Source organism: Sphingobium sp. RS1 (assembly GCF_056156825.1).
Map to the genome: position 1 here is coordinate 312,689 of NZ_JBLZXE010000003.1, position 12,903 is coordinate 325,591.

Consider the following 12,903-nt stretch of genomic DNA (forward strand, 5'->3'; position numbering starts at 1 on the left):
ACAGAAACCTAGAGGAGACCAAAATGCGAAATCGCATGATGATGGCGAGCGCCCTGGCCACAAGCACAGCGTTGCTTTTCCCGGCATTCGCGATAGCCCAGAGTGAAGCCGAGCCACAGGTCGGCATCCAGGACATCGTCGTCACCGCACAGAAGAAGTCCGAAAATCTTCAGAACGTCCCCATTTCCGTAACCGCTATCGGCGGCGACGCGCTGGCCGCTACCCAAGGGACCAGCCTGCAGGCGTTGCAGGGCTCCATACCCAACGTCCAGATCGACAATTTCGCCAACACGCCGCAGAGTGCGGTGTTCACTATTCGTGGCATCGGCGTGATTGAGCCAGACCCCTATGCCGGTAACACTGTGTCGATCGTGGTCGACGGCGTGCCGCAATTCTTCTCCATGGGTGCGCTACTCGACCTCTATGACGTCGACCGGATCGAGGTGCTCCGCGGGCCGCAGGGGACACTGTTCGGCGCCAATACTACCGGCGGCGTCATCAACGTCGTAACGAAGCAGCCGACCGGTGAGTTTGGCGGCAACGTCAAGGCCGTCTACGGCAATTATAACCGCTTCGACGTGACCGGATCGATCGAGGTGCCGATCATCAAGGATGTCCTGTCGGCCAAGGTCGCCGCCATCCACACCCAGCGCGAAGGCTTCGTCACCAACGTCGTCGATGGGTCGGATATGGGGTCCAAGAATCTGGAGGCCTATCGCGCCTATCTGCGCTTCACGCCCAGTGCGGACTTCGACGCGACCTTGCAGGGTGAATATGTGAACGCCCGCAACGGCGCACCGATCATCATCAGCGGCGCTTATGCCGGTGAAGCGATCTACGAGGCGCCGGGCAATAATGGCATGTATATCAGCCCCTGCCGGGGCGGCGGACAATGTTTTGCGCCCGACAAATATTACAGCGCCAACAACAGCGTGCCTGACATGTCCGACATGGACACCTATTCGGGCAATCTGACGATGAACTGGAAGAACACGCCGCTGGGCGACCTAACCTCCATCACCGCCTACAAGAAATTCAAACTGACGGAATTTACTGACCAGGATGGCACGCCCGATTTCAAGAACGATACCTATCGCCGCACCGAAGGCTGGCAGTTCAGCCAGGAACTGCGTACCGCGATCGACCTCAGCGACAGCGTCAACCTGCTGATCGGCGGCTTCTACCTCAAGAATCATTACGACCATATCCAAGCCTATCGCCTTCAATTCGCGGCGCCCGGCCTGCTCCAGATCAACCTGCAGGATCAGGACAATTACTCCCTCTCCGGCTTCGCCCAGGGCTATTGGCAGGTCACCGATCGGCTGAAGCTCCAGGCAGGCATCCGCTATTCGCACGAGCGCACGATTTCGACGCCGTCCCTCATCACCAGCATCGGCGATCCGGCCGGATCCAACTATACAGGCGAGGGCAATACCATCATCGGCAGCTTCGTCACCGGCGGGCGCGAAAGCTGGAACAATGTCGGCTGGAAGGTCGGCGCGGATTACGAGCTGGGCGACCGGCAGCTGGTGTACGGCAGCTGGACGCGCGGCTTCAAGTCGGGCGGCTTCACCGCGCGTGTAGGCGTGCCGGCGGACGGGGCCAATCCCTATGATCCCGAAACGGTCGACACGTTCGAAGTCGGGCTGAAGGCCGATTTCCTGGACCGGCGGCTGCGTACAAACCTGGCGCTGTTCTACACCAATTATCGCGACATGCAGGTGGCGCAGATCTATTTTGACAGCGCGACGAGCACGCAAGGCAATCGTATCCTCAACGCCGGCAAATCGCAGATCAAGGGCTTCGAATTCGAGACCACAGCAGTTCCAGTGGAAGGCATGACGCTGCGTGCGTCGCTCGCCTATCTCGATGCCACCTACAAGAGCTTCCTCTATACAGACGCGGTGACAGGCAGCACGCTCGACCTGAAGGGCTATCGCTTGCAGAACGCGCCAAAGTGGAGTGGAACCCTGGGCGCCAATTTCGTGATCCCGCTGGGCGGCAGCGGCGCGGAACTGGTAAGCGATTTCTCCTACTCCTACACCAGCAGCAAATATTACACCGCCATTCTGGACACGCCGCGCTCGCGCATTCAGCCGACGCATCTGGTCGACGCATCGCTGACCTTCAATCCGCCCGGCAAACAATGGTCGATGGGCCTGTGGGCGAAGAACCTGCTCGACAGTCGCTATCTGTCCACCGTCTATGACTCGCCGGGTTATGGCGGCATCGCGGGCTATGCCCCTCCACGGCAATTTGGCGCTTCTGCTAGCTATAGTTTCTGATCGGCGCGCCTAAAACCATGTCTGTCGACGTTCCGCTGGACCATCGCTCTTGTGGGACGTCGGCCCATAATCAGGAGAAAGTCTGATGGGTCGAGTGGAAGGAAAGGTCGCGCTGATCACTGGTGGCGCGTCGGGGCTGGGCGCGGCGGACGCGCGCAAGCTGGCGAGCGAGGGCGCGAAGGTGGCGATCACCGACGTGCAGGAGGAATTGGGGCGCGAGACGGCAGCGTCGATTCCCGGCGCCATTTTCATCAAGCATGACGTGCGCGACGAACAGCAATGGCAGGACGCGGTGGCGCAGGTCGTCGCGCAGTTCGGCCGCCTCGATATCCTCGTCAATAATGCGGGGCTGGTGAAATTCGCCAGTGTCGAGGATTGTTCGCTGGAGGAGTTTCGCCTCCAGACTCAGGTCATGATCGAAGGAACCTTCCTCGGCTGCAAGTCGGCGATCCCGGCGATGAAGGCCAGCGGCGGCGGCTCCATCATCAACATTTCCTCGGTCGCGGCGATCAAGGGCATCGGCGTGATCCCGGCCTATAGCGCAGCCAAGGCGGCGATCATCGCCATGACCCGCAGCGTCGCGGTCCATTGTCAGGAGCAGGGCTATGGCATCCGCGTCAACGCTATCGCTCCCGGTGCCCATGATACGCCGATGACGCGACAGGCGATGGGCGAACTGCCCGAAGGCGAGGCGGGCATGGAACAAATCCATGCTCTGGGACAAGGCTTGCCGGAAGATGTGGCGAACCTTGTCCTGTTCCTCGCTTCCTCTGAATCACGGCAGATCACCGGCACGCATATCGTCATCGACAATGGCGAGACGATGAAATGACCCGCCGCTACAGCGTGGCGGAGATCGGCGATGTCCAGATGATCCGCAACCGGCTGGCGCAGCACAGCCGGGGCGTCGACCGGACCGACGAGGGCCTGCTGACCGATTGCTATCATGCAGAAGGCACGGTGGACTATCGCTTCTACGAGGGGGCAGCCGCCACCTTTGCGGGCATATTGACCGGCGCGCAGCGGGGTCAGCCGGTCACACTGCACCGAACGGCGCAGATGGATGTGCGACTGGATGGCGATGCGGCGACGTCGGAAAGCTATGTCATGGCGATGGCGCGAAGCCCTGACCCAGACGGCGGGATGATGCAGCGACTGATCTGCGGGCGCTATCTCGACCGGCATGCACGGCGCGACGGGGAATGGCGGCTGACCCACAGGACCTATGTCCTCGACGCCAATCTCAACTGGCCGGCCGATGTCGCGCCGGCCGCTCTGGGATCGATCGGTAATCACGTCCCGGCGGGCGGACAGGGGACGGCCGATGCCGGCATCGCCCTGATGGCAACCGCAGTGGCAAAAAACAAAGCATATGACAGCGAGAGGCAGACCATGACGCAAACAGCGCCCACCCATGACGCCGAGGTGATCGACGCAATCGTCTCGCGCCAGCAGATCATAGACCTGACCATGGCCTATTGCCGCGGGGTCGATCGCGCGGATCAGGCCCTGTTGGCCGAGATATTCCACGAGGACAGCGTTGTTGTCAGCGGCGTCTTCAACGGCAGCGGTCCCGATTTCGCGCGGGAAATCTGCCAGATCGTGACCGTCATTTTCGACAAGACATTCCATTCCATCGCCAACCAGTGGATCGAAGTAGATGGTGACCGTGCCGTCGGCGAAAGCTATGTGATCGCCGTCGCCAGCGGATCGGACGGGGAAGGTGGCCAGCGGGAATATCTCTCGGGCGGCCGCTATATCGACCGGTTCGAGCGGCGCGACGGCGTGTGGAAGATTGCCGAACGCACCTTCGTCAGCGACTGGAGCCGCGCCGACGTCAGCAGCGAGCAGAGATCGGGCATGTATGGCGCGCTGGACCTGCACGGCGCGCGCGGCAGCGACGATCCGGTCTACAGCTTCTGGAACGCTGGCAAGCCGCACTGATCGGCCCTAGAACATTTAAGAGTGGTCGCGCCTCTCCCCTCAAAACTAGAAGCTTCCTGACGGAACGATGGAGGGGGACGTCGATCGCCTTCTGTACATGACCAGGGAGAAGGATGATGGCTGAAGATATTGCTTGGGATCTGGAGGCCGACGTCGTCGTTCTGGGGTCTGGCGGCGCGGCCATGACGGCGGCGATCGCCGCGCATGATTTCGGCGCCCGCGAAGTCGTCATCCTGGAAAAGACCGGCATGGTCGGCGGGACCACCGCCATGTCGGGCGGGATGCTGTGGATCCCCAATAACCCCTATCAGATCGAGGCCGGCATCGAAGATAGCGACGAAGATGTCGTCATCTATCTCGACGCGCTGGCGCCCGAGCAGCTCGATCCGGAAACGCTCGGCGCCTTCATGGAAACCGGGCCGGAAATGATCCGCTATTTCCGGGAAAAGACACCTGTCCGCTTCCACGCCTTTGCCGACTTCCCCGACTATCAGCCCTATATGCCAGGCGCCAAGCCCGATGGCGGACGGTCGCTGGACAATGAAGCCTTCTCTTTCGAACGGCTGGGCAAATGGGCAGGGCGAGTCAATCCCAGCAAGATGGCCTATCCGCTGCGTGGCAGCCTGATGGAAGCGATCAGCGGGTCGCTGGATGAAGCCACGCTCGCCGAACGAGAGGCCGGAGACTATCGCGGTCTGGGCCAGGCGCTGGCCGGATCGCTGTTCAAGGCGGTGCTGGATCGCGACATCCCGGTCGAGTTCGAGAAGCGCGCGCGCAAGCTGGTGAAGGACGGCGACCGGGTCATCGGCGTCGTCGCCGAGGATGCTGACGGCCGCGATTTCCGCGTCCGGGCGCGGCGCGGCGTCGTGATCGCCACCGGCGGTTTCGAATGGAACGAAACCCTTGTGCGGACTTTCCTGCGCGGGCCGCTGACGGGGCCAGTCAGCGTCCCGGAAAATGAGGGCGACGGCCTCCTCATGGCGATCGAGGCGGGGGCGCAACTGGGCAATATGCAGCATGCCTTCTGGATGCAGAGCGCGCTGGAGTTCAAGCCGCAGCACCGCGACGCCAAGCCCAATTACATGCTGGGTTCGGACGAGCGCGCGCGCCCCGGCGCCATTCTGGTCAACCGCACCGGCAAGCGTTTCGTGAACGAGGCGGCCAATTACAACGCGCTGGGCAAATCGCTGCACGCGTTCGAGGCTGGGAACCACAGCTATGCGAATCTGCCCTACTGGCTGATCATCGATTCGCGCTATCGAAACAAGTATCAGACGTTCAACACGCCGCCGGGCGGGCCTGTCCCCACCTACATGATGCAGGCCGACACGCTGGAGGAACTGGCCGCCATTGCGGGCATCAACCCTGAGGGGCTGGCGGCAACTGTTGCCCGTTTCAACCAGATGGTCCACGATGGCCATGACGACGACTTCGGTCGCGGCGATACGACCTACGACAATTTCTACATGTGGGGCGACATGGACTTCGACCCACCCTATCGCACGCTGGGCGCGATCGATCAGGGGCCGTATTTCGCCGTAAAGATGGAGGCTGGCGCGCTGGGAACGGCCGGTGGTCCAAAAACCAATGGCGACGCGCAGGTGCTCGACTGGAATGGCAATCCGATTCCGGGCCTGTATGCTGCGGGCAACGCTATGGCGGCGGTGCTTGGCGAAGCCTATGGCGGCGCTGGGGGCACGCTGGGACCGGGCATGACCTTCGGCTACCTCGCCGGTCGCCATCTGGGGAAGCATATTGCCAACCATTGATGCCGATCGGTGACTGGCGGGGTACGGCATCATCTGCTAGGCTCAGATGGGGTGATTGGGGCCGACCCTGAATCGCTTGGGTGGCTGCTCCTCGCAAAATGGTAAGACGTGGTCCGTGTTGAGCGGCCACAACCATAAGGAGGAGCAACCATGCGCTACTATGCCGGACTGGATGTTTCGTTGGAAGAGACAGCGATCTGTATCGTCGATGAGGTAGGCAAGATCGAACGCGAACTTCGCGCGTCGAGCGACCCCGCTGCCTTAATCGATGCCTTCGCCGCACTCGACTTACCGATCGAGCGTATTGGTCTTGAGGCCTGTTCACTGGCATCCTGGCTGCATCAGGGGATGGCCCGAGCCGGGCTTCCGGTGCTGTGTATCGAAACTCGCGCGGCTAAGGCCGCAATGGGCGCAATGCCCAATAAGAGTGATCGTAATGATGCTCGCGGCCTGGCTCAAATCATCCGCACAGGATGGTATCGGGCAGTACATGTGAAGAGCCCGCCGTGCCGCTCTGCCCGCGCGCTGCTTGGTGCTCGGCGGATGGTGCTGAACAAGCAGCGCGACATTGAGAACGAGGTCCGTGCGGTCTTACGCGAGGCAGGGCTAAAGCTCGGCACGCCTGGTCGGAAAATGTTCGCACCGCGCGCCAGAGAGCTCGCCTCGGCGGATGCTGGCATCACAGACATTGTCGAACCATTACTGGCTATCCTAGCGACGATGGCCATTGAACTTGCACGTCTGACAAAGCGGGTTCTGGATGCCGTTCGTGTCGAACCTGTCTGTCGCCGGCTGATGACGGTACCTGGAGTTGGACCGCTTACTGCGCTGACTTTTCGCGCGACGGTTGATCAGCCTGAACGCTTCCGGCGGTCACGCGACGTCGGGGCGCATTTCGGTCTTACGCCGCGCCGCTACCAATCAGGCGAAACGGACATTCAGGGCCGCATAAGTCGATGTGGGGACGAACTCGCTCGCACCGCTCTCTACGAAGCCGCGCATACATTGCTGACGCGCTGCACGAAATGGTCGACACTGAAAGCGTGGGGCATGCGCATCGCGCAACGCCGCGGATTGGCAAAGGCACGCGTCGCCGTCGCACGAAAGCTCGCCGTCATTTTACATCGCATGTGGACCGATCAAACCGACTTCCGCTGGGGTAAAGCGTCGGCGGTCGCGGCTGTGTGAGGAGATAAATCAGTTTCCGCCCAAGCCGGGTGGGAAGCGATCGTTCCCATGGGGACGATGGGCGAGCCGACTTCGCAGTGAGTCCAGAACCTCAGCATGTCTGAAGGTCGAGGCTCAGATTGAAGCGCCTCGTTCTTCTAACCCCATTATGCGGCGACCAAGCGTCGATCGCGGAGAGAAGCAAGTGATCCATGGGAGCGGTCACGATACTGAGGATGCAGCTTGACCCAAAGGCCCCAATCAGAGAAGGACTCACTGATCAAAGCCAGAAGATGACGGTGGCAGCGAGGGCGATGGCCGAGAAGAAGGCGTTGGGGCACCGGTCGTAGCGCGTCGCGACCCGTCGCCAGTCCTTGAGGCGGCCGAACATAATCTCGATGCGGTTGCGGCGCTTGTAGCGACGTTTGTCGTATTTTACGGCCTTGTTCCGGGATTTCCGACCCGGGATGCAGGGGGTGATGCCTTTTTCCTGCAAGGCGTCGCGGTACCAGTCGGCATCATAGCCACGATCGGCGAGCAGCCATTGGGCTTTGGGAAGTTCGTCCAGCAAGGCCGCCGCGCCAATATGATCGCTGACCTGACCTGCGGTCATGAAGAAGCTGATCGGCCGACCATTGGTATCCGTCACGGCATGAAGCCCTTCGACAAGCTCAGGAGAGCCTTGGTGTTCATGCCACCTTTCGTGCGGCCAATCAGGCGGCCCGCATCCCCTTTTTTACCGCAAGGCTCGATGCCGTGCGGTGGGCCTTGAGATAGGTCGCGTCGATCATAACCGTCCTGCGTTCGGAAGCCTGAGGCGCTGCCAGACCTTCCATCATCCGAAGGAAAACGCCCTTGTCACCCCACCGCTTCCAGCGGTTGTAAAGCGTCTTGTGCTGCCCATAGTCCTTTGGCGCATCCCGCCAGCGCAACCCATTCCGGTTGACGAAAATGATCCCGCTCAACACCCGGCGATCGTCGACACGCGGTTTGCCATGGCTCTTGGGAAAGTAGGGCTCAAGCCGAGCCATCTGCTCGTTCGTCAGCCAATACAGATCGCTCATCTTCAATCTCCTCGCGGAGCCTGAATCAGATCAAGCCGGTTATATCAATGGGTCCTGACCCTACGTCCATACTCTGAATAACATGAAGTATTCAAAAATGTGTCTCCACCCTGAGCGATAAGGTTCGAGGCTGAAACGGCGTGCGTTGATCAATTGAGCGAATGGTAAATGGATTTCCGAACCCAAAGCTGTTTTCGCGCTGATCGAGAAGATTTGCGACGGTAATGCCCGCCTTCCAATTCCCTTTCGAAATGTCCGCACCGACATCGCCTACCCAAAAGTCGCCCATTGGACGCCCCAGAGAAGGATCGAAACTCAATCGTGCAGGTCCTGTGTAACGGACTGACATAAAGGCATGAAACGGAAGGTCGGCAAGCATCCGGGCGTAAGACAGTTTCAGACCACCGGCATAGTCGGGCAGAACCGGCAGACGATTGTCGTCGCCCAGCGCATTGGCGGCAGACGCAGGGCGATAAAGCCGGCCATGCTGAAGTGTCAGGTTGGTTTCGAGGGTAAACGGCTGGATGCGGAACATAGCCGAAAGCTCAGCGCCGATGTTCCGCGCTGTACCTGCATTGATCGTCCTGATGAGGCTGTCCGTGCCGAGAATGTCGCTCTGCACATTCTCCCAGCGCAGACCAAAAAGACTGCCGTTCAAGCGTATTTTATTATTGGCCGACGCTATTCGCCAGCCGAACTCCATGCTTTTGAGATCGTCCGATCGGAAAGATCGCGACTGTGGGTCTCCGTTCGGATTGATCCCGCCTGGCCGTACCGCACTGGCATAGCGAACCCATAACATCACATGTTCATCGGGGTGCCATGATAGATTGAAACTGGGCGTCAGGCCGCTCTTGCTGGCATGTTGCCGGGCTTGACCGCTCTGTTCATTGTCGACACGCGCCAGATAGGCCCGCACGCCAATCGTGGCAGACCATTTGGCGCCGAATTTTTGTGTCGCCTCACCGAACAACGCTACTTCGAGGCTGTCATTATGCTGCGATGTCACCTCAACCGCCGAAGACCCATCAGGCAGAAAGCTGTCCCGCAGTGTGTTTTCCGCCTGCAACAAATTCGCCCCAACGACCCAGGGCCGGGTCGCGACAGGATCGCTTAACCGAACTTCCTGCGTAACCAGTCGCAGCTGGCGCAAATCCTTGAAAGCAATCGGCGCTGTATGACCCAGCAGGCCTGCCTGAGAGGTCGCATCGAAAATACTACTGAACTCATGGGTCACATAAGCCGTTACCGACGTGACATCGAGCGCACCGACCTTACCCTGCAACGTAGCCGTGGCGGCCAGAAAATCATTGTCATGGGGTTCGGCCAGGGTAGTGCTGCGTTCAAGCCGGCGAAAGGCATATTGACTGTCACGAACATTGAGCCATTGGGCCGTCAGTCCGAAATCAGCGCGCCAGGCATCCGCGAACCGCCATCCAAGCGCAGCACGCGTGCCGAACCGGCGACTCCGATTCACATTCTGCCGGTCACGCTCGGCGTCATCGATCCAGCCGCCGCCCTGATCCGCGTAAGCCGCGATGCGCACAGCTAGTTGGTCGGACAGGATCGGCGCGTTGATGACAGCTTCTCCTACCCCGCCGAACCCGCCATGGGCGACCTTCGTTGCTTCCATGGCGGCCATGCCGGTCCAATCCCGGAGGTCCGGCTTGTTCGGTACGATACGGACTATCCCGCCCAGAGCGCCGGAACCATAGAGCGTCCCCTGCGGCCCGCGCAGCACTTCGATCCGATCGATGTCCACCATGCGCAGGTCGGGGTCGGGAGTCGCGTAGCTGACCCGGGCTTCATCGAGAAACAGATTGACCGTCGACTGTGTCGAACCGTTGAAAGCGCTATCCGCGACCCCGCGAAGAAATATCCGGTCGCGTCCGGGCCCCAGATTCGTCGTGACGACCCCTTCGGAAAAAGCGAGCACATCATGCACGCCACGATGCGCCGCCATGGCTTGAGCAAAGTCGGGGCGAAGCACAGCGATGGATATCGGCACCTCGCGAAGCGGTTCATCCCGTTTGCGTGCGGTGACAATGATGTCGTCCAGCTTCGCTATGATGAGGGGACGAGGCAACGCAGGCCTTTTGGCTGGTGCAGGCTCCAGCCGCCAGATATTCGGACCGGCAGGTACAGCCTGCAACCCTGAACCTTTGAGCAAACGCCGCAGGGCAGACTCGAGCGCCATCCTTCCATGGATGGATGGCGTGGGATGGGCGGGAATGATTCCCGCCAGTCCGACCGAAACTCCCGTTTGCCTTGAAAGTTCAGCTAATGCGGCTGGCAAGGTTCCAGCGCGAATATCGATCTGTTGGGGCTGCGCCTTGGCTTCACTTAGGCATCCGCTGGCGATCATCGCGGCTGACAAGGCGAAGCGCACCATGCGCTTCCAATGCCTTGATCGGCAGCAGGGCTTCGATCTGCCGGATGAGGCTGGTTCCATCACCGATCGCAAAAACCCCCGAAACTCGAATATTGCCAATTTCCGGATCAACCTCGACCGGCCCACCGACATAGCGCGAAATATCCATGGCCACCAGCGCAAGCGGGGTGTCCTGATAGACGAGCTGGCCGCCCCGCCATGCACCGACATCGGCGGTGTTCACCGGCTTGACGCGAGCCTCTCCCGTAGTGGCGGAGACATCTATCCTTTGCCCCGCGACGATAGTCGTGCCTCTGCCGCCGCTTGAGCCGACCGTCAACTGGCCCTCGCTTACCGCAACGCTCAGCCTTTGCGGAGTCATAGCCATGTCGAAGGTCGTGCCGATGTCACGCACCTCATAATTGCCTGCCGAAATGACGATTGACCGTGACGGATCATGGCGAATGTCGAAATAAGCCGCGCCAGCCTGCATCTCGACCCTGGGCGATCCGTCATCGGCCAAAGCCAGGCGAGAATTACGATCCAGCAGGATGTAACTTCCGTCCTTGAGAGCAATCGTCCGCGTTTCCGTGGGGCCGGTACGATAGGCGATCATCGCGTCGGGTTCGACCGTGGCCCATCGCGGCATGAGCATCAGCGCGATCGCCACCGCGACTGACGTGCCGCCGATGATCCACCAGCGGCGACGGGGTGTGTCGGGCTGCAAGTCAGGCTCGATATCATTGGCAGGCAAAGCCGCGATGATGCCGTCGCGACAGTCATCGATATCGGCATCCAGAAGCGCAACCGCTTCATAGGCTTCGCGATGCGCAGGGTCGGCATCGAACCATCCAGCAAACGCATCCCAATCCATATCGGGCGCATCGAGGCGGGCATGCCAATGGGCCGCCTCCATCGCGATATCGCTTCCACCGTCAGCGGACGTGGTCATGTCGACCTCCTGCCCATAATCGTCACCCCTTTACGATCAAACGCCGCCGACCGGTCTTCACCCCAGTTTTTGCTCGTCATCGCTGCATCGCCTCGCGAAGATGGCGCATCGCGACGGCCATATGCTTCTCTACGGCACTGCGGGTAATGCCGAGTTCGGCCGCCACTTCCGCATGGCCAAGACCTTCCAGCTTGTGCAGGCGGAAAACACGGCCCGCTCCTTGCGGTAACGCTTCGATCGCCGCCGCCAGCCGTTTTGCCTGTTGTCGGCTGTCGACCACTTGGTCAGGAAGCGGCCCCTCATCGGTCGATTCGCCGCCTCTTTGCTCGATCGCGACGTCAGACCAGCCTCGCTCGCGTCTGGCGCGACGCTGCCCTTCGCGAACCCGGTCGAGGACGATGTTCATGCCAACGCGATGCAGATAGGCGAGCGGGTTGGCGACAGGCCCGATATTTGACCGCGCCACATGCAGCCAAATCTCCTGCACGACATCTTCCGCCTCAGCCGGGCTACCGGTGCGGCTGGTGAAGAAACGCAGGAGTTGCGGGCGGTGCGTCGTCAGTACGGCCGTAAGACCCCCGACGTCCTTATATAATTCTTCGACGACCGACCTCCTGCCTGCGGCCCCGGGGGAAATGTATCGGATCGGCCTGCCTGTAGAATGGCAGAGCGTTGATCGATGCCAAACATATGGCACAGGATTGGCAAATAAGTCGCCAAAGAAAATGCATGGCCCTATTCAACGAATTTCTGCGCAGGCTATACGTTCTCCTGCACCACCAATAGGCTGTGTCATATAATCGTCAGCCTTGGCGTGTATGACAATCGCCGATCCATCCCTGTCGAGCAGAGCGGCGCGCCCAGTGCTGGCCCGAAGCACCACGAGGGGCGAAAAGATTTCGGTTGCGCCACTCCCATTGGCCGCGACAAAGAGGTTGGGAAGGTCGCCCAAATCGTTGGCATCGGGGTTCAGCAACCCATGGACGGTTGGGGTCATCATGTGGACATGACTCCCCGCCGATTTGAACATAGCGTCCGAACAATCGGCCTTTTCATGGAAGTGAACCGCGTGCCAGCCCGGCGTGAGTCCGCTCACTTCGATATGGATCAACACCCCTTTGGATGCGTCAGTGAGCGTGACCTTACCGACCTCTGCTCCGCCAACGCCCTTAAGCTGATAGTTTGTGACCGTTGATGCAGGGGCAGCGGCGGCAAGTGACAGCGAAGCGAGCAGAAGCAGAGCCGGACGGTGCATTGGAATTCTCCACATTTTGGGATCAAGCCGTTGTGACCCAGTGAGACGCCGCCGTCCGCAAGCCACCTCAGCCACTAAAAGCCAGCGGAAAATTGG

General features: G+C 60.5%; 9 protein-coding genes and 1 pseudogene. 5 read left to right on the plus strand and 5 right to left on the minus strand.

What is annotated here, in order from left to right; translation table 11 throughout:
* Positions 1-23 precede the first annotated feature (23 nt).
* The 5 genes from ACNHGR_RS21445 (at position 24) to ACNHGR_RS21465 (ending at position 7,186) form a co-directional block, all read left to right on the plus strand.
* Complete coding sequence (locus ACNHGR_RS21445; protein WP_475288801.1) at positions 24-2,285, plus strand: TonB-dependent receptor; 2,262 nt, start codon at positions 24-26, stop codon at positions 2,283-2,285.
* An 85-nt stretch (positions 2,286-2,370) separates the two neighbouring features.
* Positions 2,371-3,117 (plus strand): glucose 1-dehydrogenase, encoded by a 747-nt coding sequence (locus tag ACNHGR_RS21450; RefSeq protein ID WP_475288802.1) that lies wholly within the window; start codon positions 2,371-2,373, stop codon positions 3,115-3,117.
* Positions 3,114-4,229, plus strand: a complete 1,116-nt coding sequence (locus ACNHGR_RS21455) for a nuclear transport factor 2 family protein (protein ID WP_475288804.1) — start codon at positions 3,114-3,116, stop codon at positions 4,227-4,229. Before ACNHGR_RS21450 ends, ACNHGR_RS21455 begins: the two co-directional genes overlap by 4 nt.
* A 116-nt stretch (positions 4,230-4,345) precedes the next feature.
* On the plus strand, positions 4,346-5,998 hold the full coding sequence (locus tag ACNHGR_RS21460) for an FAD-binding protein (RefSeq protein WP_475288805.1): 1,653 nt from the start codon (positions 4,346-4,348) through the stop codon (positions 5,996-5,998).
* 150 nt (positions 5,999-6,148) lie between these two features.
* Entirely contained in the window at positions 6,149-7,186 is a 1,038-nt protein-coding gene (locus ACNHGR_RS21465) for an IS110 family RNA-guided transposase (RefSeq protein ID WP_449469137.1), read from the plus strand.
* 259 nt (positions 7,187-7,445) lie between these two features.
* Here ACNHGR_RS21465 and ACNHGR_RS21470 read toward each other — a convergent pair.
* The 5 genes and pseudogenes from ACNHGR_RS21470 to ACNHGR_RS21490 all read right to left on the minus strand — a co-directional run bounded on the left by ACNHGR_RS21470 (position 7,446) and on the right by ACNHGR_RS21490 (position 12,807).
* Positions 7,446-8,229 (minus strand): annotated as a pseudogene (locus ACNHGR_RS21470) (IS5 family transposase).
* A 91-nt stretch (positions 8,230-8,320) separates the two neighbouring features.
* Positions 8,321-10,621: a TonB-dependent receptor gene (locus tag ACNHGR_RS21475; protein WP_475288806.1), complete on the minus strand. Its 2,301-nt coding sequence runs from the start codon at positions 10,619-10,621 to the stop codon at positions 8,321-8,323.
* The gene (locus ACNHGR_RS21480; RefSeq protein WP_475288808.1) at positions 10,569-11,552 is read right to left on the minus strand and encodes a FecR family protein; all 984 of its coding nucleotides are present in this window, start codon (positions 11,550-11,552) and stop codon (positions 10,569-10,571) included. Before ACNHGR_RS21480 ends, ACNHGR_RS21475 begins: the two co-directional genes overlap by 53 nt.
* A gap of 76 nt (positions 11,553-11,628) precedes the next feature.
* A complete protein-coding gene (locus tag ACNHGR_RS21485; protein ID WP_475288810.1) occupies positions 11,629-12,249 on the minus strand; it encodes an RNA polymerase sigma factor in 621 nt (206 codons plus the stop codon).
* Between the two features lie 42 nt (positions 12,250-12,291).
* Positions 12,292-12,807, minus strand: coding sequence for a superoxide dismutase family protein (locus tag ACNHGR_RS21490; RefSeq protein WP_475288812.1), 516 nt, complete (start codon positions 12,805-12,807; stop codon positions 12,292-12,294).
* Positions 12,808-12,903 lie beyond the last annotated feature (96 nt).